The 26,792-nt window shown below is 44.8% G+C and carries 11 protein-coding genes; 6 read left to right on the top strand and 5 right to left on the bottom strand.

The genetic code is table 11. The features are described 5' to 3' along the window. Positions 1-76: 76 nt before the first annotated feature. Positions 77-559 (top strand): bacterioferritin, encoded by a 483-nt coding sequence (bfr, locus tag IPZ60_RS03985; protein ID WP_194196569.1) that lies wholly within the window; start codon positions 77-79, stop codon positions 557-559. A 120-nt stretch (positions 560-679) separates the two neighbouring features. Here the strand turns inward: bfr and IPZ60_RS03980 are convergent, their stop codons facing one another. After that, positions 680-2,056 (bottom strand): DHA2 family efflux MFS transporter permease subunit, encoded by a 1,377-nt coding sequence (locus IPZ60_RS03980; RefSeq protein ID WP_194196568.1) that lies wholly within the window; start codon positions 2,054-2,056, stop codon positions 680-682. Between the two features lie 222 nt (positions 2,057-2,278). On the opposite strand from IPZ60_RS03980, the gene yghU reads away from it, so the two are divergent. From yghU to uvrA, 5 genes are all read left to right on the top strand, one after another. After that, positions 2,279-3,100, top strand: a complete 822-nt coding sequence (gene yghU, locus IPZ60_RS03975; RefSeq protein WP_194196567.1) for a glutathione-dependent disulfide-bond oxidoreductase — start codon at positions 2,279-2,281, stop codon at positions 3,098-3,100. A gap of 350 nt (positions 3,101-3,450) precedes the next feature. Beyond that, positions 3,451-4,722, top strand: a complete 1,272-nt coding sequence (locus tag IPZ60_RS03970) for a DUF1176 domain-containing protein (protein ID WP_194196566.1) — start codon at positions 3,451-3,453, stop codon at positions 4,720-4,722. Between the two features lie 583 nt (positions 4,723-5,305). Next, positions 5,306-6,964 (top strand): DEAD/DEAH box helicase, encoded by a 1,659-nt coding sequence (locus tag IPZ60_RS03965; RefSeq protein WP_194196565.1) that lies wholly within the window; start codon positions 5,306-5,308, stop codon positions 6,962-6,964. A 268-nt stretch (positions 6,965-7,232) separates the two neighbouring features. Then, positions 7,233-8,477 carry a DUF819 domain-containing protein gene (locus IPZ60_RS03960; RefSeq protein ID WP_194196564.1) on the top strand — a complete coding sequence of 415 codons (1,245 nt, stop codon included), beginning with the start codon at positions 7,233-7,235 and terminating at the stop codon, positions 8,475-8,477. Between the two features lie 247 nt (positions 8,478-8,724). After that, entirely contained in the window at positions 8,725-11,292 is a 2,568-nt protein-coding gene (uvrA, locus tag IPZ60_RS03955; protein ID WP_194196563.1) for an excinuclease ABC subunit UvrA, read from the top strand. Between the two features lie 93 nt (positions 11,293-11,385). Here the strand turns inward: uvrA and IPZ60_RS03950 are convergent, their stop codons facing one another. The 4 genes from IPZ60_RS03950 to IPZ60_RS03935 all read right to left on the bottom strand — a co-directional run bounded on the left by IPZ60_RS03950 (position 11,386) and on the right by IPZ60_RS03935 (position 26,274). Next, on the bottom strand, positions 11,386-12,807 hold the full coding sequence (locus IPZ60_RS03950; protein WP_194196562.1) for a reverse transcriptase family protein: 1,422 nt from the start codon (positions 12,805-12,807) through the stop codon (positions 11,386-11,388). 3 nt (positions 12,808-12,810) lie between these two features. Further along, positions 12,811-15,066: a hypothetical protein gene (locus IPZ60_RS03945; RefSeq protein WP_194196561.1), complete on the bottom strand. Its 2,256-nt coding sequence runs from the start codon at positions 15,064-15,066 to the stop codon at positions 12,811-12,813. Further along, positions 15,063-22,790: a HEAT repeat domain-containing protein gene (locus IPZ60_RS03940; RefSeq protein WP_194196560.1), complete on the bottom strand. Its 7,728-nt coding sequence runs from the start codon at positions 22,788-22,790 to the stop codon at positions 15,063-15,065. The genes IPZ60_RS03945 and IPZ60_RS03940 overlap by 4 nt, the downstream gene beginning before the upstream one ends. 70 nt (positions 22,791-22,860) lie before the next feature. Next, positions 22,861-26,274, bottom strand: a complete 3,414-nt coding sequence (locus tag IPZ60_RS03935) for a BRCT domain-containing protein (protein WP_194196559.1) — start codon at positions 26,272-26,274, stop codon at positions 22,861-22,863. Between the last annotated feature and the right edge of the window lie 518 nt (positions 26,275-26,792).

Here is a 26,792-nt window from a genome sequence, read left to right as displayed (position 1 = left end):
ATTATGCTAGGGTGTGTCCTAGATAATTAGATGAATAATATTTAGCTTAAATAATAAATGAATAAGGAGAGAGATAATGAAAGGGGATAAAGAGGTCATTCGTGCTTTAAATAAAGTACTTGGACAGTCGCTGATTGCTATTAATCAGTACTTTTTACATGCTCGCATTGCACGTCATTGGGGATTAGAAGCCCTTAATGAAAGCTTTTATAAGCAGTCTATCGCCGAGATGAAATGGTCTGATGATTTGATTGCACGGATTTTATTGCTAGGCGGTTTACCGAATTTGCAAGATTATGGCAAGATGTTCATCGCTGAAGATGTGCCTGAAATGATTGACTGCAATTTGCGTTTAGAAAAGCAAAAATTTGCAATTATCACAGACGCTATCACGTTATGTGAGACAAAATCTGACTACGTATCTCGCCAGTTATTGGTCATCTTAAAAGATGGCAATGAAGAGTATGAAGACTGGTTAGACACACAAGAAGATTTGATTAAGACTGTTGGGATAGAACGATACATCCAATCACAAATGAGTGATGATGACGCGCCATAAGATGATGTGATAGATAAATAGATCATATTTTCTAAACTTGCCAGCCTATGATTGGTCACAAACCAAAACATACGCTGGCATTTTTATGTCTAAAATTCGACAGACTCTATTCGGCATACTCTAATATAGACCGCGACCATCTTCAGGCTTTAGACGTAAAAAGTACAATCCTGAGAGTATGGTTAGAATACCAAGTATCCAATAGGTGGTCTGGAATGCGGCTAAGGTATCTAGCTCAAACCTCTCCCGCAGCAAGTTAAGTACTGCTGCACCAAAAGCAATACCGAAGCTAATTGCCAATTGCTGATTAACCGCCATGAGGCTGTTGCCACTACTGGTCTGTGTACCATGCAAATCGCCAATAGTAATGGTATTCATCGCGCTGAACTGCATAGAATTACAAGCCCCCATGACAGTCAAGATGGGTATGAACCACAGCCATTGTGATGCGTCATTGAACTGTGCCAACACAATGATAAGAGAACCCATAAAAAAGGTGTTATAAACCAATACGGTGCGATAGCTGTAACGCTGAATGATTTTACTCACCCATGGTTTGATGCCGATGGCACCTACAGCGATAGGTGCAAGCAACCAGCCTGCCTGTGAAGGTGAGTACTCAAACACCACCTGTAATAGTAGCGGTAGCAGGAACGGAACCGCACTGATACCGAGTCGCGTGAATAAGTTACCCGTAATACCAATGCGGAAGGTACGGATATCAAATAGGCTCAAAGGAAACAGCGGTGCATCACGCTTTTTGGCATGCCAGATATAAGCCCCTATCAGCAGGCCCGCACCCAGACCACAGAACAATCCATAAAGCTCTCGTCCTGCCTGTGAGCCGAACTCTACCGCTAGCGTAAATCCACAAGCGGCTGCCGCAAACAATAAAAACCCTGTCCAATCAAGACGCTTGGTATCTTCAAATAATGCAGGCACTAGCTTTTTGCCCATGATAAAACCGACGATACCCATCGGAATATTAATCAAAAATATCCAATGCCAGCTGGCATATTGTACGATATAACCACCCAATACTGGGCCAACTAACGGCGCGACCAATGCCGGTATCACCGCAAAGTTCATCACAGTCAAGAGCTTGTTGCGAGGATAAGACTTAACCAGTATCAAACGAGCCACAGGCGTCATCATCGCGCCGCCAATACCCTGAACGATGCGTGAGCCAATCAAAAAATCTAGCGTAGGTGAGGCGGCACACAGCAACGAGCCAATACAAAAAATGATAATGGCCGATAGAAATACCCGACGTGTGCCATATTTGTCCGCCAAAAAACCACTGATGGGAATGAATATAGCCAAGGTCAAGGCATAACTGATCACTGCCCATTGCATCTTCAGTGGCGATTCACCCAACGCCTGTGCCATTTGCGGTAAGGACGTGTTTAAAATAGTAGCGTCCAAAATCTGCATGAACAGCGCTACCGCTAGCACATAAGGTAAGTATTTATCTTGCGTTGGAGTTAGCGTTACCATGTAAATCTCATTGGATATCTGATTATAAAACAAGCAAAAAAGTATATTAACGACTAGAGCACTATAATAAAAGTGACTCAAGGTAACGGTGCGCTGTCAAAGTGGAAAAATAAAAAACCTAACCGCAATTACATTGATTACAAGAGAGGACTTTAATGTAGGGAGTGGTTCTCGTTATAGTAAACACTCGCTATATCCATAAAAATAAACTGAGGATAAATGATGAGTCAGGATAATAATAAATATGTACCACCAAAAATTTGGACGCAAGATAAAGAAAGCGGTGGTAAGTTCGCTAATATCAATAGCCCGACAGCTGGCGCACGTTTTAATAAAGAGCTACCAGTAGGCAATGCGCCACTACAGTTGTATTCATTGAATACACCAAATGGCGTCAAGGTAAACATGCTACTAGAAGAGCTGGCCGAAATTGGTGTCAAAGGCGCTGAGTACGATGCGTATAAAGTTGACATTTCTGAGGGCGAGCAATTTGGCTCTGGCTTTGTGACCATAAACCCCAACTCAAAAATCCCAGCTTTGGTCGATCATTCTAACAGAAACGACGGTGAGCCTATTGCGATCTTTGAGTCTGGTGCCATCTTAATGTATTTAGCAGAAAAGTTTGGCAAATTTATCCCTTTATCGGCTGGCAAAGCGCGCGCCGACTGCCTATCTTGGGTGATGTGGCAGATGGGTAGTGCGCCGTTTCTCGGCGGCGGCTTTGGACATTTCTATGCTTATGCGCCCGAACCATTAGAGTACCCAATCAACCGCTATACGATGGAAGCCAAACGTCAGCTTGATGTACTTAATATCCACTTAAAAGACAATAAGTACATGTGTGGTAACGATGATGCGGATTACAATATCGCGGATATGCTCATTTGGTCATGGTATGGTCAGCTAGTGCTTGGTAAGCTTTATGACGCAGCAGAGTTTTTACAAGTAGATGATTATACTCACGTAAAACGTTGGGCAGAAGCTATTGCTGAGCGACCAGCGATTAAGCGTGCTGTAGAGTTGCCACTGCAATCAATGGGCTAACTATAATCAGAGAGCGACTAAACTGCTACGGCGTTAGCCTTCCTATATGTACAATCTAAAGTCGGCTACCTTGTACCTTTTTTAGAGTTTGACTATAGCTGAACAATACATATATTAATAACCAAAAGGCTGATAAGCAGATTGCTTATCAGCCTTATTTTATAGACATTTATAACCATTCAACTCGCAGTTATTCTGTATTTATATATGGTTATATTAAAATAATCATATACTTGCCCGTTTACATAATAGTACATTAGTATAACAGATAGAAACATTGATACGTTAAGATAGCAGACACTGCCCTAGTGGGTAGATATTTGTACTGCTTCTATTGATGAGTAATGACTATGAATGACGATAACCGTAAGCTGATAGATATATCACTACAGACAAGCCCTGATCGCTTTGCTGTTTGCTATTCTCAGATCAAGGCCGCGCAGGACCATCGACATATAGACGTCTCTCCATACTCACGCCCGAACGATACCACTCGTCTAAGACTTAATTCTAAAAAAACAAAAAAGACACCCTTATTAATGATAAAAAATAAAATACGATTATCTTTACTTGCTGCTATCAGCACCACTTTATTTAGTACAGCAAGTATGGCACATTCAGGCGTTGAGCTGACCAGCCAAGATTGGCAGGTTGCTTGTGACAATACCCGTACGTGCCGACTGGCAGGCTATCAAGCAGAAAACAATAGCGAATTCCCTATATCTGTATTACTCACACGCCGTGCAGGTGCGAATGCAAGCGTGGATGGCAAAGTAAAAATTGGCGGGGCCAAAGAGAGCTCTTCTAAAGCCTTGATGAAATTGGGTAACCGTCACCGTATATCATTGTTTATTAATGATAAAGACTATGGTGAAACTCAGCCGTTTTCGGCCACAGCTGGTAGTGCCGAACTGACTAAAGCGCAAGTAACCGCGCTGTTAGAGGCGCTGACCAAATCAAGCAATATCGAACTGGTACTGCGCAACTCACGTTGGCAGCTATCTGATAAAGGCGCTAGTGCCGTTATGCTCAAAGCGGACGAAGCACAGGGGCGAGTAGGGACATCGAGCGCTTTTATTGATCATGCCAGTGCAGTTAAACCTAATAGCGGAGTATTAGCACCTAAAGCGGCGCCTATCCTACGTTTTGTCGCGCCTAAACCAAATGCCGCCGTGAATGATAAGAAAAAGTTTGTCATGAAGTCGTCGCAATTGGCCGCACTGATGAAAGGCACTATCAAAGATGTCGATGGTGACTGCCCAAATTTGTCAGATAAATCACCATGGCGAGTTAGTCGCCTGAACAGCTCGAAATTGATAGCACAGCATGACTGCTGGACGAGTGCTTATAATACAGGGGCGGGTGCCTGGGTCATCAATGACACCAAACCTTACAATCCAACACTGGTAACGACCAACGCTACTGACTACGATAAAGGTATAGTCACTTCAGTACAAAAAGGTCGTGGTATCGGTGACTGCTTAACTAAGACTGATTGGATATGGACAGGAAAATCGTTTGAAAAAAGCAATCAGAGCAGTACTGGGCTGTGCCGCATGATTGAAGTTGGTGGGGCATGGCAACTACCGACCTATGTCACTGACGTTAAAACAGCACAATAAGTCATACATTTAGCGTATATTAAACATGGCTAACATACATGGTTAAAAGTTAACCTTGCAGACTAAGCCAAGATTATTTCTATCATTATCAAATAAAAGGTACAACTGTACTTTTATTATGATATACTACGTCGCCACGTTAGCTTATAGCTTTCGTGAATTATGAGATTGATAACATCGCCTGCGATTTTGGGTCTAGGATGACCATAAGTAATTGTTGCCGATGATTTTGTGTACTTAAATAACCTTTTAAAATATCCGTTATTTTTGACTCATATCTTATCTACTGTTCCATGAGTATGGATTAGATTGGTTGCTGTTTGCCTTTATCTGCTTTAGACAAAGCATCGATAATGCGCGTATATCAAGCAAGGATAAGACACTCGGCACTACCACCAAAATACGTCAGACAGCACGAACGCATTTATTGTAGAAACAACAGCTCTATTGGCTGGGTTTCTGATCATCGACACTCTTACAGTGGTCCGGTGATTCTTTAATAAAGGCAGCGTGATGAACGGTTATCAGTGGTATGCATCAAGTTTGCTGAATTTACAGCAACTTATACTTACCAAGGATTACTATGACTGACATCTTATCTGCAATCGCCGCTGAAAACGGTATCATCGAAAGCACTGACACCCCAAACACTGACACTCAAGCGGCTACTACTGACGCTGTTGACGAAAATCAAGTTACTTTTACTGATCTTGGCATCGCTAAGCCTATTCTAACTGCACTTGATCGCAGTGGTTACACCAACCCAACGCCTATCCAAGCACAAGCTATTCCTTTTGCTCTAGCAGGTCGTGACCTTCTATTGTCAGCGCAAACGGGTAGTGGTAAAACTGCCGCTTTCGTTATCCCAGTACTTGATCGTTTAAGCCGCGCTACTAGCTTTGACAAATTAACCAAAGCACTTATCCTAACGCCAACGCGTGAACTTGCTCAGCAAGTACATGACAGCGTTCGTACATACTCTAAAGATATGCGCGGTCTGTTCTGTGTACCACTAGTTGGCGGCGCACCGTACAATGGTCAGATCACTGCTTTGAAAAAAGGCGTTCAAGTTATCGTTGCAACTCCTGGTCGTTTACTTGACCATATCAATGCTGGTCGTGTTGATCTATCAAGCCTAGAAGTATTGGTACTTGATGAAGCTGACCGCATGCTAGACATGGGTTTTGCTGATGACATCAGTGACATCTTGCGCGCTGCTCCTACTGATCGTCAAACCATCATGTGTTCTGCAACTTGGGATGGCCCAGTAGGTAAAATCGCTGCCAGTTTCACTAAGAACCCTGAGCGTGTATCAATCAAAGTAGAATCTGCACACATCGAAGAAAAAGTGTACTACTGTGATGATTTTGATCACAAAAACCGTTTACTTGACAAAATCGTTTGCCAGCAAGATATGGAACAGATCATTATCTTTGCTGCTACCAAACGTAGCACTGAAAAACTAGCAAAACAGTTACAAGAAGCTGGTCATAAAGCAAGCTTCCTACATGGTGACTTGCCACAAAGCAAGCGTAACCGTATCGTTCAAGATTTGCGTAATGGTAAAGTTAAAATCCTAGTAGCGACTGACGTTGCTGCTCGTGGTCTAGACATCCCAGCAATCTCGCACGTTATCAACTATGATCTTCCACGCCAAACTGAAGATTACGTCCATCGTATCGGTCGTTGTGGTCGTGCTGGTCGTACTGGTATTGCTATCAGCTTATGTAGCATGGATGACCGTCCACAGCTAAACGCTATCAACCGTTATTTAGATCGCAAAATGGAAGTATGCATCATCGAAGGTATGGAACCTAAGAAAACATACGTACCTAGCGAAAACAAAGGTAATGGTCGTGGCCGTGGTCGTGGTCGCTCTAACGGCGGTGGTAATGGTCAAGGCCGTGGTCGTTCAAGCGGTGGTTATCAAGGTAATCCTGCTAATGCTCGTGGTCGTTCAAGCGACAGCTCATCAACTGGTCAACGCGCTAGCAATGACAGCGGTTATCAAGGTAAGCCACGTGACACGTCTGGTAAGCCAAATGAGCGTTCAGGTGGCAAGCCTTATCAAGGCAAGCGTACTGGTGGCCCTAGCCGTGGTGATAGCACTGGCGTTCCACGTGGTGAGCGCGCTGCAACTGGTCGCGGTCGTCCAAGCGGCAGCCAAGGTCGTCCAGCTGGTCGTTCTGACAGCCGTGGCCAAGGTCGTCCAAACGGCGGCAACCGTGGTAACAACTCGTAATAACGCTATCGTTAACGGCTAATAATGATTTTAATAAAATCACTTAATTTAATCGTATAACCTAGCATTGAAAAGCCAGATACTTGTTATCTGGCTTTTTTGTGTCTGCTAACTTTGTTTTTGTCCGCCTTAATACTCTTCGAGCATAATTAATAGGATTAACTTAGCTAACAGAGTAAAAGTTAGCTTTGTATTCGATAGTGGCTTGCACGTTTTTTTTGCCTTCTCTATACTGACAAGTTTTTATCGTGCGCACTGGAGTCATTGGATGCCCGACATTTCTCATTTAGCCATTGATAGTCTGCCATTGGCCTTTGGCATCATTATGGCCATTATCGGCTTGGTGTTTTATACACAAAGTCTACCCGGTAGGTTTTGGCAACGGTTTTATGCTGTACTGCCAGGTATTGTACTGTGCTGCTTTATACCTGCGACGCTGAATAGCTTAGGCGTCTTCGCTGATGGTATTGGCTCACAGATTTACGGATTTACTGCCACTTATCTGCTACCAGCAAGTTTACTACTGATGACCTTGTCGATGGATGTGCCCAAAATATTGGGCCTGGGTTGGAAAGCGATTGCGATGTTTTTCGCGGCCAGTATCGCCATTATCATCAGTGGTCCTATTAGTCTGGGCGTCGCTAAATGGATATCGCCTGGCATGTTCACAGATGACACGCTATGGCGCGGATTTTCAGCGGTGGCGGGTAGTTGGATCGGCGGGGCGGCCAATCAAGCCGCGATGAAAGAGCTGTTTGGGGTTAGTGATGATTTATTTGGCATGATGATTTTGGTCGATACCACCAATGCTTCATTATGGTTATTGGCTATCTTAGTCATGGCTAAACACAGCGAGAAAATAGATCGATTTTTGCGGGCGGATACCAGCAGTATTGATAAAGTGGTTAAAGCTGTTGAAAATTATGAGCGTGATAATGAGCGACCAGCAACTTTAAATGACTTGATGGTGATGTTTGGTTTATGCTTTGCTATGGTAGGGGTGGCGCACTTTATCGGTGGTCAAATTGCAGGATTTTTTGCCCCATACAAATGGGCAGTTCAGTATAGCTTTGCCAGCTCATTTTTTTGGATGGTGGTAATTATCACTTTAATAGGTGTTATCTTTTCGTTTACTAAGATTCGTCGGCTTGACCATGTGGGTGCATCAAAAATCGGCACCGTATTTATCTTTATATTGATTGCTGCTATTGGTATGCAAATTAATCTGGCCGGTATCGTCTCGCAATGGCGACTATTACTAATCGGTCTGTTATGGATGAGTATTCACGTCGTGATTATCTTTGCTGTCGCTCGACTCATTCGAGCACCGTTTTTCTTTTTGGCGGTTGGCTCCAATGCTAATACTGGCGGTGCATCCTCTGCGCCAATTGTGGCAACGGCGTTTCATCCGTCACTGGCTCCTGTCGGGGTATTCTTAGGTATTTTAGGTTATGCAGTAGGGACATTTGGTGGCTATATCAGTACCCAATTGATGCGCTTGGTGGTGTCTTAATCTCCAAGTCATTATTATCCTGATAGTATTTTTTGCTAAACAAAACCCGCGTTGATGCGGGTTTTTTATTATTAATGATTGGGTGACTTGAGTTATCGTTTTGTCTATCTATGCTATTGATACGTAAGCCTAGCCATAGCCTTGCATTAGTACATGTTAACCTTTCTGCTAATTGAATAAAGACAACTAATTAAATAAAACTAGGCACGTTAGGAATAAACAACGATTTGATAGGAACAATAACGTTATGGCGAACCCAAAAAAATTAGAAGAAAAAACAAGTAAAACAAGCGCAGTGAGAAACACTCTTTATAACCCTGACCAAGAAAACATTCAAGTAAGAGGTGCACGCGTTCACAACCTAAAGAACGTTGATGTTGATTTACCTCGCAATGCCTTAGTGGTCTTTACTGGTATATCAGGCTCAGGAAAGTCGTCACTGGCATTTGGTACATTGTTTGCTGAGTCACAACGCCGTTATCTTGATTCTGTATCGCCTTATGCTAGACGCTTGATCGATCAGGTTGATGAGCCAGATGTCGATAGTATAGAAGGGTTGCCACCAGCAGTTGCTTTGCAGCAAAAGCGGGGTACGCCTTCAGTGCGCTCGTCCGTGGGTAGCGTGACGACGATATCTAATGGTTTGCGTATGCTGTACTCACGAGCAGGAGAGTATCCGGCAGATCAAGAGATTCTATACGCAGATGCGTTCTCTCCCAATACGCCAGATGGTGCTTGCCCGACTTGTTCAGGTATTGGCCGCGTATTTGAGGTCACTGAAGAGCTGCTGGTGCCAGATAACACCAAAACCATCCGTGAGCGTGCGATTGCAGCATGGCCACCAGCGTGGCAAGGTCAAAACCTTAGCCGTATATTGACTACATTGGGCTATGATATTGATAAACCATGGCGTACATTACCGAAAAAAACACGCGACTGGATTTTGTTTACGGATGATACGCCGACGGTGCCTGTCTATCCTGAATACAACATTGAGCAAACGCGCGATGCGATCGCTAAAGGCGAAAAGCCAAACTACATGGGTACTTTTACCAGTGCCAAAAACTTCATTTTGCACTCTTTTGCCACGACCCAAAGCCCACGTACCAAAAAGCGCGTCTCGCAATTTATGCAGATATCTGAGTGCCCAGAATGTCATGGTAAAAAACTAAAGAAAGAATCGCTATCGGTTAAGTTTGCAGGACTTGATATCGGTGAGTTATCACAGCTAACACTGACTGAAATGGCACAAAAACTGGAAAAACCCGCACGTACCAAGGTAGCTAATGAGACACCAAACCGCGAAAAAGCCATCGTTGCCCAACGTATTGCCAGTGATATTTTGTCACGTGTTGAAGCGCTGACAAGGTTAGGGCTAGGCTATCTCTCGCTTGAGCGTACCACACCAACACTCTCTCCTGGTGAGCTACAGCGACTGCGATTAGCCACTCAAATTCGCTCGCAGCTGTTTGGCGTGGTATATGTCCTTGATGAGCCATCGGCAGGTCTGCATCCTGCTGATACTCAAGCATTGCTAGGGGCGTTGGATGAGCTAATCGCGGCTGGTAACTCGGTGTTTGTCGTTGAGCATGACGTGAGTGTCATTAGACATGCTGACTGGATAGTCGATGTTGGGCCAAAGGCAGGCACGCATGGCGGCGAGATTGTCTATAGTGGTCCTATAGAGGGCCTTCGTGAGGTTAAACAGTCGCATACTGGCCAATATCTCTTTGCCAATGCTACGTCTAACGCACAGTCAAAATATAGTACAAGACAGCCGACAGAGTGGCTCAAGCTTGCCAACATTGAGCGAAACAATATCACAGGATTAGACGTTGAGTTTCCGCTTGGGGTGATGACCAGCGTCACAGGGGTATCAGGCTCAGGAAAATCAAGCCTCGTCAGCCAAGCGTTGGTAGAGCTTATCAGTGAAGCATTGGGTCAAAAGACAGTCACAGAAGCGCCTGTCGGTGAGGCGGACTTACTTGAGCAGGAGCTCGAGTCAGTAACTGGCGGTGAAATTGTCGCTGGCATGGAGCACGTCCGTCGTCTCATTAATATCAATCAAAAAGCAATTGGTCGTACACCGCGCTCTAATTTGGCAACCTATACTGGTTTGTTTGACGATGTACGTAAGCTGTTTGCAGCGATCAAGCAAGCAAAAGCGCAAGGCTATGATGCTGGCAGGTTTTCGTTTAATACTACCAAAGGCCGCTGCCCAAATTGCGAAGGTTTAGGGTTTGTCAGTGTTGAGCTGTTGTTTTTGCCAAGCGTCTATGCGCCTTGTCAGGTATGTCATGGGCAACGCTATGACGATGATACACTAGCAATCACTTATCGAGATAAAAACATCGCTGAAGTCTTGAACTTAACAGTGGAAGCAGCATACAAATTTTTCGTCGATGAAGCGCCTATTTTGCGTGCATTAGAGGCGTTACTACAAGTTGGACTTGGTTACTTACGTTTGGGTCAGTCTGCCACCGAACTATCAGGCGGTGAAGCGCAACGGATTAAGCTTGCCACTGAGCTGCAGCGTGTGCAACGAGGCAACACGCTATACATATTGGATGAGCCAACTACAGGTCTACATCCTGCTGATGTGACCATGCTCATGGCCCAGTTAAACGGTCTTGTCGATGCGGGCAATACTGTCATCATGGTTGAACATGACATGCAAGTGGCGAGCAATAGTGACTGGATCATTGATATCGGACCAGGGGCAGGGGATGCTGGCGGGCTAATCGTCGCTCAAGGTACGCCATATGACGTTGCCCAATCAAAAGAAAGCCGTACTGCACCGTTCTTATTAGTCTAATTAAAATATAATTCTGCGCTAACATGCTTCACTTGAATGAGTATTAGAAATGGAATTCTCTAATACTCATTTTTTATAAATATAAATAAATATTTATGCAGATGTTTCTTGCTTCACTTGTAAACGCTCAATTCTATCTAGATAACTATGTCCCAAATCTGGCTCTGCCGAGGCTATCCAAGCGGCATATCCTGACAGCGTATTTAAAGTCTCATCAGCACGTAATTTGCCGCCTGCCTCTAAATTATGAAGCGCTGCACGTAACATGCGTTTGATTTGGCGGGAGACCCTTGGGACACCGTCGCCATTCACCACCATGCCAGTAACGTTGTGCTGATTGCCTTTACGAATCACACGCGTTTTATCATCGTTTAATACAAAACCTTCTTCGCGTAATATCTTATGAACTGATCCTAATAGTTGCCCAATCAGTTTATTGTGCTGCGTATCGGTTTGTTTTTTTGTGGTGCTAGTTTTAACTTTTGATTTAGTTTTGGTGTCTGCAACAGCGGGCATACTAAAGGTCAAATCATCTGCATAGCGACTATAACGCAGGCCGATTTTGTCAGCCAGTCCTGTTAAACGACGATCCAAATTTAAGCAGACGATGTTCGTTAACGCAGGGCTAGTAGGGGCACCTTGTGGCAATGCTCTGTCTCCTAGCGCCACGTAATAAGTTTTGCCATCTTGCTGCACCACTTGACGAGGCGATTCGGTACAGAGTAATGACAATAAGGTAGAAATCTGCTCTGGATAGCCGGCATGACGGAACACACCTTTGACACGGCGCCAGCTGACACTAGGAAAGAAGTCTTTAACATCCAACTTGATAAGTAACTCGCTGTTGCTATGTACCGCTGCGTTGGTCACGATAGATTTGCCACGTACGAAGCCATGAGCGGCACCATGCGTTGTTAAGTTATTCAAAATATTGTGCAAAATCCAGCGTTGTACAAACTTTAAACGCGGTATCGGCGACCATATTTGACGCGCTGTCCCATTGCGTTTGGCAATCGTAAAATGCGAATAAGACAGATTGGTGGCGACCTCTCTTTGATAGCAAAGTCCCTTTAATTGCGGGATAGTAAGGTTCACAGCCTCTGCGAGTTCGTTGTGTTTATTTAACAGTGGTAATTTGTTTTCGATAAGACGATTGGCGGCGTCTTTGACATCCCACTTATCAGTACTGGTATCATCTGACCAATATACATGACGACCAAGATAAACCATGTGATGCGCTTTATATGCTTGCCAAGCAGCCTTTTTGAGACTTTTTTCTTCAGCGGCTTCCTTTTTTAAGGCTTTTTTATAGCGCTCACGTTCTTTTGGACTCATGTTATCGACAGGTTTGCGATCAACCATAAATCCTTGACTGACCAGTTGCTGTTGCACATATTGGTAACGTCCACCTGCCTGCTCAATGTCTTGCCATAGCTGTTGCCACTGACGCTCAAAAGGAGTGGGTGTTGGCTCAGGACTGATGTAATCATTATTGTTTGCTATTTGAGTGGTCATACATTACATCCCTTGGTTTTCGATAAAGCCTTTGGCTTCAAATCTGGCAATATGTTGTAAAAAAGCGGATTTGGCTTGAGCAGGTTGATTAAACGCCAGTTGTTGGCGCGTATCTTTGCCACTTATTGTTTGTTCGATGGTGATTTTCTTATGAGCAATAGTGATGTAAACATAAGCAATAGAACTCTCTTGCGCTGCTAAATCCTGCGCCTTACCGTTTTCATTCGTATGTGGATGAGCAGCTGGTTGAGCTAGGGCAGTCAAATCAAGCGTCGCTGCAGAAGGTAATGCCATAAGCGAGCTATTAGCTGATTTTATTTTTGCACTTTCTTGTACGTTTGCTTGAGTGTTCTTAGGGTTATTAAGACGCTTGCTTGGCACGCGTTTACTCAAGACTCGAGTATCATGCCAGCTATCATTGCTCGTGTTATTAGGGTCGTACTGGTTGTATCTAAGGCGCAGCGCGATAAGATGCGCACACACACCATGAGTAAGACGATGTTGCAAGTATTGCGGGCAGCTACACTCTGCTTTGGTCACCAGTCCTTCGTCGCCTAATTGCAGCTGGCTGTGATAAGTGCGCCTGTCTTCCTCGACATGAATATCTGCACGGATAGTGATACCTTTGACAGCGACAGTCTCGACTGTGAATTTCTGCACAGCATCTGTACGGCCAATCAAATCAAAAGCCTGCTTTTCTGCTTCGTTGTGATAAGCGAACTGCGCCATTTCAAGCGGCACTTGAGTCAAAGGTCGGTAATGATACAGCTGTGTCGCCATCTCAAAGCGAATCAACCCTTGCTGCGTACCTGATAGTAACCATTGCTGCACTTGTGAGTGGGAAACAGGCACAGATTTCAATAAAGCATCTGCTGACAGCGACTTTACCAAATCGTCTAAAGTACTAGGGGTGCTCGCCAGTGTTTTAATTAATACAGACAAGCCATTATTGTCATCGTTACTATCGTTACTATCGTTATGGCTGTCTGAAAGGTTTTCTTCACTAGCAGCTAATGTATTGTGCAATGGGCGCTTGGGTAGCAACAAATCAAAGTTTAATGACTGTGACCAATTGGCTTGGCTAAAGCCGGTCATAGCAAAGGTGAAGTGGAAGCCTTTGCCTTTTAGCGTCCAGTAGCTTGGCATACCTTGACCCAGTAGTGATACGGACACGCTATCAGTATGTGGTAACAGACGTTTTAGTAGACTCAGACGCCTGCGACCCCACAAGCGAATTAGTTTTGCTTGTTGCCCTTGATAGGGTTTTTGCTGTTGACTCACTTGGCTGGTAACGGTGATGTCAAAAGGCTCTAGTATAATCACTGGCAGCTGCTGAGGCCTGAGCTCGATGAGTAGACCACGGCGCTTACCTTTGATATCAGCATGCATACGTAGCTCAAACAATACGTTATACAATGCGATTGGATCAAGATGAATAGTATCTTGTGGTAATTGGCCTGCAGACTGTACTTGTAACAGCGCTCTGATCCAACTTTTTGGTACATTGATACGTTTTTCTATGATCTGCTCTTTTACGCTAGGGTTGGCTACATCGCTATCAGTATCTGCTACATCTGTTTCTGGTATGGTTTCGAGTAGCTGTAAGCCGACCGCTTCATGACCAATGTCTAATATCGTTTGTTGATGGTCGCGAATTTTTTCAATACCGTTAAATAGAGCCGCGCTGTAATCAATGTTTGTGGTACCAATGGTAGGTTTGGTACTTTGCTCAAAAATCTCATTGGTCAATGTCAATTGAGCATAGCAGCCTTCATCACGGCTAAATACCTCAAAGCTAACGCCTTGCTCGTGCACCTGAATAATCGGATCTAAAATACAAAAGGCGAGTGGGTCGTTATCGAATAGCCACGTGAAATAATCACGTTGTGCGGTAAATAGGTTTTTATTGCTGCTAGCACGGCGCATCTGCATAAATACCGTATATGCTGAGCGGTCTTTTGGCACATAACGGTAGTCACTACTCACCACATCAAACAATGCTAGCAAACTGTCACGAAAAACAAGAGGAGACTTGACCTTACCGTGGAAGTTAACGTCAGATCGATTCAGCTGAGCAAATAGTGCTACATGCTGAGTGTGTTCGCTTGTTTGCGCCTCCGACAATGAGTCTGACGATTCGTTAACTTGACTGATTTGACTAGGTGCAGCGTAGTCTAATTGCATCATCAAGCCATCAGTGTTTACTACTACTTCTGACTTTGTTTCTGACGCTTGGTCCAATTGGTTATCTATAGTCATTGACTGTCTCCTTCACCCTGATTGCTTTTTTGACTGCTGTCCTGACTATTTTGTGTTGCTTGGGTCGAGCTAGGTTGTGACTCTGTATTGCCAGATGACAAGTTGCCAGGTGATAATGGACGCTTTTGCTGCGCTCGTACCATGGCACGCTGCCAGCGACGCATTACTTTATAAGCAAGCTTTTGAATATCTGCATTTTCATGCGTCATGAGTGTCGTCAGCCACTGCTCGATATTTGGATCATGTAGTTGTCCAAGCGCCTCGATGGCACGGATACGAACGGTCATCTCCATGTTGTCATTACTCGCACAATGATAAAGTGCATCGGCATCTTTTGCTCTGACCCACTGTAGTAGCTGCTGATTGATTGGCATCTCGGTAAACGAGCTCTTATTTTTCAGCGCATTCTTTACCACAGTTATTATGGATTTTTGGGTAGATGTACCGCTTTGTTCAATACGAGCAAGCAACGTTTCTAGCAAGGTTTGATTGTCATAAGTGAGCTGCGATTGAGTTGCTGTCGATACAGCGCTCAACGTCGCCACGATACCTGACAGCATCTTATCTTCGGCGACAGGTCTGGCCAGTAACGCAAGCAGTGCTTGCTGCCACCAATCGCTGACGGTAGTAGACAGTAATGGAATAGAGGTGGTAGTCAATGGTTGACGCGCATCGTTGAGCCAATCAAACATTGCTGATATCTGCTTAACCGCCACTTTATCGACAGCCCCTTTGGCAGTTTTGATGGCCACATGACGCATGATTAGCCAAACCAGTTGTTTGATAGTGTTACCCACTTGTTCAACCATCTCGATCCACTGGTTGTTACTGATAGTAGTCGGACTGCGGTTGATGGTATCGATCAGTGTATGCCATTTCTCACTGGCGGTTTCAAAACGTTGCTGCAATGTCGCAACCAGTTCTTTGTCTAGATAGCTGGTTGGATACTGAGTCAGATAGCACAGTCCAATATGCTGTGTCAGTGTGTTGTTACTGGTAATTAACGCGGTAAGCTGTGATGTTGGCATATCTTGCTTGGCCATAATGGCATTTTGCAGTGCCATCAGGGTATCGGCTGGCAAGTGCGCACCATGCTGCGTGATGAACACTGCCAGCTCATCGATGCTACTATTATCAATAATACGCTTTAGGCTCAAACGCTCCGTCTCTTCTGCAAAGTCATCATTATGGCTTTGGATGGCTGCCCAATCATAAGGATAAATCTGCGACGCCAGACTGCCCCACGTTTTCTGTGCCGCAGTATAAGCCACCATGAGCACATCACGATCTAGATTGTTTTGCTTTAAGATATCTAAAATTAATGCTTTATTGGCATCGCTATTATTCATCTGCAGTAGCCATACCGCATGTCTTTGTGGACGGAAGAATATGGCTTTATCGATATGAGTGCGTATATAGCTGCGTATTTGCTCCCAAGCAGGCGTTGTGTTGAGCCAGCGCAGTCCATTTAACCAATGGACAATGGCGGGATTGGTGAAATGGACTACGGGGTCTGACAAGTGCGATTTTAATAGCTCAAAAATATGCGGACTATGCTCAAAGTCACCACCTTGTGCAAGGCGACCCAAGGCTTCACTGGCCACGTCTTGTAAGTAGTGCTCATCGTCTTCGGCCAGTTTGATTAACTTATCATAGGCTTTGTACAGAGTATGAACCTGTAAGTTTTTATCAGCATTGTCCGTAGGCGAGTTAGCATTTTGATTATTATTGCTGCCTAGTAGCTCGCCAATGGCTAACACACTGCAGCTGCGGAACTCAGCATCAGGGTTATAATCGATCGTGGCCATCAAGATATTGACCCCATCAGCATGACCGCATTTAGCGAGTCCTTCAGCCGCGGCAAACTGCACATCGGCGTCTTTATTGCGTAGGGCGTTTTGTAATGAAGCAATGCTTCCGTGACGTCTTTTGGCTCGATATGCCAGTGCTTCAACCAACTTAAAGGTATGGTTGGCTGGTATTTGCTCATAGGCGAGTGCTAAAGCGGTATCAATGCGTGAGGATAGGTCGCTGTCGTCCGATTGTACCCATGCAAGTGATGGCAATAGCTGCGTGGCAAGCTCATAATCATTATGATTCATAAGCGTGATAAACAGCGACAGTAGCACTTGCGGGTCTCTTGGATGCTGACGTTGCAACCAACGCGTGTCTTCACGCTCCTCCAAATAATCCTCAATTTTTTGATCGTAACCGCTGATTTTTAAGAGAGTAGTAAATAAGTATTTACGCTCTTCTTTATTTTTTTCTGGCGTGTGCTCAAACAGATTTTCTAAACGCTGCAGTAAGGGTTCAACCAATTTTTTGTTACGTAGGTCAGCAATATCCCAATAAATAATCTGTTTAGGTTTTTTGTTGTGAGGGTCATCAAGTAAGGCTAATAATCGAAAGTGCGCCGCATTGGCAACCTGTTCAGCAGTGGTGATATCAAAGCTGCTCTCTAAACGCCCTTCTAAAGTATTCTTATTGAGGTATTGGTACGATATGAGTGCATCAGACAGTAGCTTCGAGCTACGATATTTTTCTCCACTGGTCCGAGCATCTTCAGCAAAATCAAATAAGTTATCAAATAGCGTACTGTCTGCAAACAGTACGTCATAAAACTCGACCAGTTGCTCCAGTGCTTGATACTTAGCACTCCAGTCATCACTCTTGACGGCCTGCAGCAAAAACGTCAGTTTATCTTGACGTTGCACTGATGGCGTTTGACTGTTTGCAAAGGGTGTGACGATGACTTGTTTCCACTCAGCAACGATTTGAGGCAGCAGCGACTGACAATAGGTCTGTAGCCCAAGCAAGCTGGCTGGCAGATGGCCCAGTCGGCCTTTTAGCAGCTGATAGGTCTCTTCTGCTAAGGTGTGATTATTGGTTTTTAACAAATCAATGAGTTGTTGATCAGCGCTACTGACAGTAGCTGTATCCGATGGTTTGCTTTGCTGCTGTACGGCATTGTTATTTACGGTATCTAGCAATAGATCCAAGCCGCGTTTGACCATATCACGGTAGGGCGTGCTCATGGCATAGTCAGCCAGCTTGTTGGCAGGCATGTCCAGCTTATACAAGCATGCCCAAGCCAACTCACGAGTGTCAAAACTACTGTGGTTGAGTAGTGGCAGTAGCACGCGACTGGTACTGTCTCGCCAGTCCTCATCGTTATTAGTGTTGTTATTGGTGTTAAGCTGCGATGATTGAGTAGCAAGCCACATTAGCCCTCGAATGGCTTGGTCTGTGGTGCTGCTATTCGCATAATAATCATCGCTTACGCGTATGACGCCAATCCAAGCGCCAAAGGCAAGAGACTGGTAAGGATAATGTACTTCCTGACTGTCTTGTTTGTCAGTAGAAGAGTCACATGATGCTTGCATATTGTCGTTTGCAACATCCTGAATAGAGGCTGATACAGGGTGAGCACTTAGCAATGCCTGCAAACTGCGTTGCCATTTTTGTAGTGTCTCAAAAACATCGTCCTCATCGTCATAATAGTCATGGGCGAGTAATTCAGATAAGTGGCAAATGACACTAATGGTTTGTGCGCGTACCAATGGCTGCTGATGGCGACTGAGGTTGGCGAGCTGTAGTAATTTTTCGGTACTGACGGTTGTCAGGATACTTACTCGGATAGAGGCCGTATTATTCGACTGTCCTTTAACACCACCTTTATCTGCCGTGTTTGGCATGGCATCCATCATCATTGTGATGACTTCAGAGTGAGAAGATAAAATACTGCCTAATTGACGTGACAAGTAATCACTTAGGTACTGCCACGTTAACGATAGGGCTTTTTGGTTATTAGGGTGTTGTACGTCAATAGGATAACGAGCGAGTATGTTGGCATAGACTACTGCCGTGTCATTATCGGCAAAGCTTAGGGCTTCTATCAGTCGGTTGGGTCGACCAGTGCTAGTAGCGGTCTTTTCAGGAGCTTGCAGGCTATCTTGCAAGCCATTCTGTAAGTCATTAAATATCAATAACAGTCTAGCTGCTACTGCATAGGGCTCTGACTCAAATAAAGGCTGTAATTGCCGTGCATGTGTAACACCTAAACCGTGCTGTGCTTGAAGCCAATGCGTAGGTGTCATCGGTGCGACAAGCGTACTCAGATTGTCTGTTTCGTCTCTTATGTCATGAGTAAGGAAGTACTGCCCGCGAGCATCACCCAAAATAGCCAAACACAAACTGGCTGATTGACTGATAATGTCGCGCTCATCTTTTTGCCATTTCACCAGTAGATCAACGTCTTCAAAAGAAACTATCTGCGTAATCTTTGGTGCAAGGGGTTTAAAATCAGCATCAGGGTGGTGTAGATATTTAGCATACCAACCTAGTGCATCATGCTTTGATGGATATGCCAGTTTAGACAAGCCAGACAGTGCTTGGCTTACATGACTGTGCCACTGGGTATAGCTGTCACTTTTCTTGCCTTGAGAGGGCATAGGCAGTTCTAGATAGTGTTTAAAGACTTGATACGCTTGTTCATCACTCCGCTGTGCCTGTTTTTCGTCAGCATATAGGCGTGATTGGCTGGCCAGTAGTTGAGCGACTGTTAGCTGGATGTCAGGATAAGGGCTGTTGAGGGCTGCGGTAATTAATGCTTCGTGTTGATTCGGTTGATCATCAGTGCTGTTTTTATTCGCTAAAATAGTGGGCTGCAAGTCTGTTAGTGCCAAAGCAACCGTCAAGGCTTGCTTACGCAGCTCAATACTGTCATCAGCGAACATGGCCACGAGAGCTGGCATCAACTGTATCAGCTGAGTCGTATTCGCTCTGGCTTGCACTGTCGTAAGGGCCAGTTGCTTGGTATCAGCATAAGGGCTGGCAAGCGCGCTTAACATGACGTCAGCAAACCCTAAATGCTTGCTTTGCTTGAGTGCAATATCAAAGGCTTGCTTACGGATAGCGGCAAACGTATCTGCAAAGAATAGGGGCAGAACAGCTTGATTGGTCTTTTGACTATCAGTTTCTTCAACTTTATTTGTTTTATGCTTCGATGTCATCGATAGCAACAGTCGTTGCCATTCTTCTATCGCCACTTGATGCACATCTTCAAAGAGGCTTTGCTGCAATAGCTTGATAATGTCAACGATAGCACTGTCAGAAACGTTTTTAGAAATATTGTCAGATGACTGCTTAAATTGGCGGTTTAATAGAACTTTAACCACTTCTAACCGAATACTGGTAAAAGGGTTGTTTAACGCTTGTAGCAGTAAGTCTGTCATCTCTGACGACATCTGTGCGCTTTTATCACTGCTATCACCACTATTTAAGCCATCTGGCGTTACATGCTTTAAAAACAGTGCTAAAGACTGCTCATGAATGTCTTGATGTTTAGAAGCAAAACCTGTCGCTGCCCAAGACAAGACATTGTCTGACAACTTACCATAGGCTTGCATGGCGACTTGGCGCACGCCAGCGTCCTTATCGTCTAGTAATGTCGGTAGGACTGCTTTGGCATCTTCTATATTTAAATGACCAAGCGCGGTGGCGACACCAGCACGGATGATGGCACTGTCTTCATGGCTCATCAGACTAATCAAAGTGCCAAACGCCCGTTTGTCTTGTAGACAAGCCAGCGCATAAGCCGCTCGGAAACTGATATCTTCGTGACTATTGCTTAAGCTTTGTAATAAGGGCTCTAACGTGTCATTGCTTAGCTTTATAGATTCAGTATCAGGCTTCTTGGATTTTACCGTTTTAGCCTTACTCTCAGATGCTTGGGTATTATCTGCTTGCGAGATAAAGTCTTGCGTGGATAAGGTTAAACGGATCGCCTCATCGGATTGTTTAACATTATTATCATTCGCCGCTGTGCTACTAGCGTTATCTAGTAGCGTGCCACGTAGTAAGCGAAAGTCATCAAAATCAGTTAAGGTACGTAATGTTTGCGTGTCGCCTTGCTGTTTTAACGCCTCTATCAACTTGGGTTGAGACAGTAATGAGACGTAAAACGCCGTTTGCCTAATCTCTATATTACGATGATTCTGTAGCAGCATCAACTGACGCGAGACTTCAAGATGGTTTAGCATACCGCGCTGATACAGACGAATTAACCCTGATTGGACAATGTCTGACTGATTGCAGTCTAATGCCATTAAGTCTGCTTGCGGGCTGTTGTCAGGCAATAGTGTCTCAAGCGAGGCCAATGCTTGCTTACGAATATTCGCAAAACTGTGTGACAACGCTTCTCTTAAAATAGGTAAGATGCGGCGCTGGCTCGTAGCATCGGTCATCGCGACCTTTAGGTAACCTTGTAACGCAGAAGCCACCACTTCTTCGTAGTAACGGTTTTTAAAGGCTTCTTCTAGATAATGCAGCGGGCGCTTCGCCGTACTTGCGCGGTCGGCCAAGGCATGAAAAGCAGCAAGGCGTACTTTTGCACTGTGAGCCGAGCTTAGTTGCTGCTCTAAAACCTGTGCAGTTTTATCCAGTTTTGTTGTCGCAATCCACTGTACCAGTTGCAATGCTTGATTGGCCGTGAGTGTGTCGCTATCAGCAAGTAATTTTTTAACCAGCTCTAATGTTTGGTTATCTGCTTGCGCCTGTAGCAGCGCCAAGCCTTCTTTAAAAGACACATCGTTATTGTTTGAGGCATCTGTCAGTAACTGGCTGATTCTCTGATAGCCGTCTTTGATGATATAAGTAACTGGCAGCAGCTTGCTATTTTTTGCCGTACTATTTTGTGAGGTGCTATTCTGTGACGTACTTTGAGTATGGTCAATAGGTATGAAACGTAAGCTCTGATCGGCACTGACGACGATGAGCGTTGGTTGTTCAGCATAAGAAGATAAGACGATCTGTCGAGCCTTGGTCAGATCCTCTTTACAGCTGTTTGGCTGACCTTTATCAAATGCCCATGACTTAACACTCTTGTCATCGGCAGCGGTAAATAACCGTGTGTCTGAGACACAAAGCGCCGTGATCATTTCACTGTGTTGGCTAGACTTGGCTCTATCAACAGGATGCAGATCGCCTTGGACATGAGTACGGTATAAGCACTTATCTGCGCCTGCTGAGAAAAAGTACTGACCGACCGGCTCAAAACAAAGCGCGTTTACCTTACCTTGGTGGAGCTGTTTGCGGCTACTTAGATTGAGCTTTGTTTCACCTGAAGTCCATTGATAGCTACTAACATCTCCTATTTTATCTGCCACCACGAGCCACGAGCCATCACTTGAGGTTGCTAGCGCTGTTAATGCAGACTCCTTACTTGATGTTGCTATAGAAGACGAATAAGGCTCAATGATGACAGTACTGCTGGCTTGGCTGTCCTGATAAGGCCATACCACGATGTGTTTCGGATATAAAATAGCCAGTGCATCTTGTAGTGGTGCCATTGCTACGGCACGGCCTATAGTACTGTTATTATTTTCAGGTGCATCGAGTAAGGATTTGGCACTGGTCTTCTTAACTTTCTTGGCTTGCCAATCCGTTTGGTAAAGATGACCATCATCACCAATCATCACAATAGTGCTGTCATCTATTTCGGTGATGGCTTGCATCGCACAAGGCAGCGCAGTTGTCGATAAGCTAAATTGCTCACCTTGTTGATCAAGGACGTATAAGACCGTAGTAGATGCTTGCTGCTGGCGAGTAATAAAAATACTGCGCCCATCTTGCTTGGTTGTCTTTTGAGTTGCCGCTTGGGTGCTGTTGGCCTTACTGACTAAGCCAATAATTTGACCCCAATAGGGGAGTGTTATTGTTTTCATGTTGTTATCTCAGTTGAGGTGACGTCATATTTTTTAAGTATCTTTTATCTATATCTGTTTGCCAAAGCCGTTAAGCCGATGCCACTGGCTGCAGATTTTTAGATAGCTCAGGATAGCGATGCAATAACCGTGTGACGGCAACCAAACACGCATGACGCTCCATCTTGCCTGCAGAGTGCGTAAAGGTGAACAGTGTGGGCATAATGAGCGCTGCAAAGGTGCTGTCAGCTAATGCCACATCACGAAAAGTCTCAATCAAAGCCAATTTGGCACGACTCGCAGATATGGGTTTTAGCGTGATGTTGCTATCTGACTCAGTTTGCTCTGATGAGTTTTTATCTGAGTAACGTTGTTGCTTATGCTTACTGCTGTCACTAGTACTTGGCTCTTGCGAACCGCCTAGACGGCCAGGTGGTAGCTCAAAGAGGCCACGGCGTAGCAGCATTAGTAGCTGATCAACTTCTGCAGGCAAGCTTGCCAAACGTTTATCTGTCTGCTCTGTTATGACTGGTTGAGCGCTGCTATCTTTATCTTGCGCAGCATCTTTATCTTTACTATCGCTACTGGTTGGTTGCCAGTTTGGCGACACGTGACGCGCCTTATAGTGTTTCCATAGCATGGTCACGGCGGCATAGCGTACTTCGCGGTCTGTGCTTTGGGTCAATCGATATAAAGACTGCACATCTTGGAAATTGGCATGACGCTGCAGCAAGGTGATGCCGATTTGGCGAGCGACTCGCGCTTTGCTTTCAATCAACGCATTCAACATGTCAGTATTCAATTGTGCTGACTGAACATGGTAACGTCGATTGGCAACGGATGGCTTGTCCAATAGCGCACGCTTCAGTAGTTGCGTGATATCCGTATAGGGAGATTCTGCCATCATCAGCCATAGGGCTGGCGTTGGTTGCCACGTCGCCATCTCATACTCACTCAGTAATAAGCCAAATTCTCGTAGCTGGCTGTTACGGTGTTGCAGTAAAGGAATGACACGCTCTGCATCAAAGAACGAAGAAGGGATAATCGCATCGGGATCGACTGGTCTGTCTGTCAGTGCCATGCAGATCTGTTCATGATGATGACTGAGGTAGCTAATCGCAAGCTCACTGATAGGTGCAGTAGCGTCATCTGTTGCCATATGCCACAGTGCGTTGGCACCTGCAAAAGTATCGTCTTCAGACACCTCTCTCGATTGACCACTCAGCATCTGTAAAAAGGCGGTTTCGGAAATAATCTTTAGCGGCGCACCATCGGCGATTAAGCTTTCGGCTTTAACTTGCTTGCTACCTTTACGGCCATTACCGTATAACGGTGAACCATCATCACCGATGACCAAGTAATCTAACTTGCCGTTGACAGCGCCACTGATGGCACCATTAGCCGCTTTCACAACTTTTTCGGCCTCGCCACGAGTCATACTTTGCATTTTGCCTGTGAATAAATAGCGTTGGCCGGTTAAATCTACTTCAGTAGCAGCATCGCTATTCGAGTCTTTATTGTCAGTGCCATTAATGGAAGCGTTACTGAAAGCGTTGTCAGTAGAGGCGCCTTCATTACTGTCAAGATATGCGATAAAGTCGGCAGGCAAGAACCCTTTGTTAATGCGCTCAATAGCAAATTCACGATAGAGTACTTGTTCGCTATGCGCAAGGTTCATAAGCCAGTCGAAACCTAAATCTATTGGTGCAAAACGACGCACATCAGATAGCCAGTCCCGCACGTTTTCTGCTAAGTACTCATCAAAGGCCAAGTGCTTTTGCCAGTTTTTAATAGGAGTGTCAGCAGATTTTAATTGTTCAACATATTCGCTCACTTGCCAATCAGGCTCATAGGCAAGTGCATGCCAATAGCTCATATCAAGCGTTGCTGCTGACAGTACATCTTCATCAAACCAATCGGTAATAGTGGATTGCGATAGTGGATGTAATAACAGCATTTGCCACACGGCAGCGTTTACTTGGCTCAAATCCAAACGTCTGAGCTGATCCAACGCAAAGTCCATGCAGTCGCTATCATTACAGTAACTGCAATTATGAGCAGAGAAGTCCTGTTGCTCTGGTATATCTAATTGCTGGGCAACGCGTATAAAATATTCAGTCCCTAGCTCTTTGGCACTATAAAGCTCAGGCAGTTTTTTTATGGCAAATTTTACGCTGTGTGTTCTGCCACTAGTCAGTCGTTCAAAAAACCACTCAGGGGTTAAATCGCGCCTCGTAAAATGTTTGCTAAGTTGTTTGCTCGCGGTTTGATAGTGATGCTCTGTGTCTAATAACTGACCCCAACCGTTGACACCGATATCAGAAACAGGGTCACGACTCAAGATACTGTTGATGGCAAATACTCTAACAGGCTCATAATCTGACATGGCTAGTAGCATCAGCTCAGTGAGCGATAAGTCCTGAGCGTAGCTTTTGGCATAGCCAATCGCATATTGATAGGCGGCAGGATAGTGTGAATGGAGTAGTTGCAGTACGACTTGATGCAAGCCCAATGTTTGAAATTTAGACTTTTCAAAATGTGGTGCGTTCTCTAATAGCCAAACAATCATCTCATCACGCGCTTTGCTATGCGCTTGTCCGGCAGATAAATATTGTAGCGTCTCACCACTCACATCACGTAATTGGGTCTTAAAATCGTGTTTTAGGCTATCGGTTGCGAACTGTCTGACAGCCTCATTTTTGGCGATAGCCAATAGCTGGATAAGTGGTTCAGGGTCTCGTTGCCACGCCTCAGCGAAAGCGCGACCTTTTGCATCAAAGAGCTTGCGAGGTGAGCGGCTGCTGAATCGATTGACGCCATAATCAAGGCTGTTATGGAAGCAGATGTGATTGAGTACCCAGCTGCTCGTTTGTTCAGGGCTGCCAGCTGTCATGGTTTCGTCATAGCTGGCGAGTACAGAGAGGGCAGCATCAATATAGCCAATTGGCATCTGCTGACCCAATTGCCGCAGATAACGCCATGCTCTGAGGCTCATATAGGTTTTGGTGGCTAGGCTGACAGTAGAATTAGCGGTTTGATTGAAGCGTTGTAAATCAATCTTGGCGGAAATTTGTCCAAATATCTCATAATCTTGAGAAAATTCCGCTTGCTTGTAAATACGCTTCAAACCTTTCCACACACCATAGCTGACTGGCAAAGCCGTAATGGCTTGTTTTAGAATAGTTCTAGAATAGGCGCTGCCATCTTCCCACAGTGCGGTTAATATTAAATGGATTTTGTAGCGATCAGGGAGAGGGTAGACGCCTTCGTCTGCCTCAAGCTTGGCAATCATTGCCACACGCTCTGCAAACTGTACTTCGGGGTTTTGCTCTCGGAACTGATGACTTAGAATTTTGTCCAAAAATCGCTCAAATGTCAGTTCGTGCTCGGGGATGGGCGACTCAGGAATATCATCAACTTGTGTTGCTAATAAACATAACTTATCAACCAAGCTAGGGTCTTGGGCTTGCCAAGCTTGCTGAATTTGTGCGAAGGACAGACTCATAGAAATTTGCCTTAATTTTTATTTTGTCAGCTTACGATGTATTTGTATGCCCTATGTAACCGCGTTTTACAAAAAACATCAAGGACTTTTGTCACAAAATAAATAGCTGGCGACAACAGATGTCGCAAGCAAAGAAAGTGGGCAATTATGTATTGACAGTACTAACTGTTATGAGGCACACTTAACGGGTTGTGAGATTTAGCGTTTCACCGTTTACGGTGATGGGCGACGTTGCGTCGTCCACGAGTCAAGCCATTACATTTTACCCAAGGAAGGCTGTTTCAGTCCTGCTAATACCTAGATAAAGGCCCTAGTGTCATTAGCTCGCTGGCGCAATCACGCAATCGTGATTGAGCTAATGCACTAGGGCCTTTATCTAGGTGCAGTCCAGTGAGTCTTCCATGTACCAGGTCATGAGGTAGATTACACAACAATTGAGTTTGACATCACTATGATGGCATTCAAGGTCTTTAAAGCAAAACCGGAGTAGTGCTGTTTATTCAGTCATACTCCGGTTT

This window comes from Psychrobacter sp. NG25 (assembly GCF_015234355.1).
Taxonomy (GTDB): Bacteria; Pseudomonadota; Gammaproteobacteria; order Pseudomonadales; family Moraxellaceae; genus Psychrobacter.
Note: the sequence above shows the minus strand (reverse complement) of the source record. Positions and strands in the feature narration are given on the sequence as shown.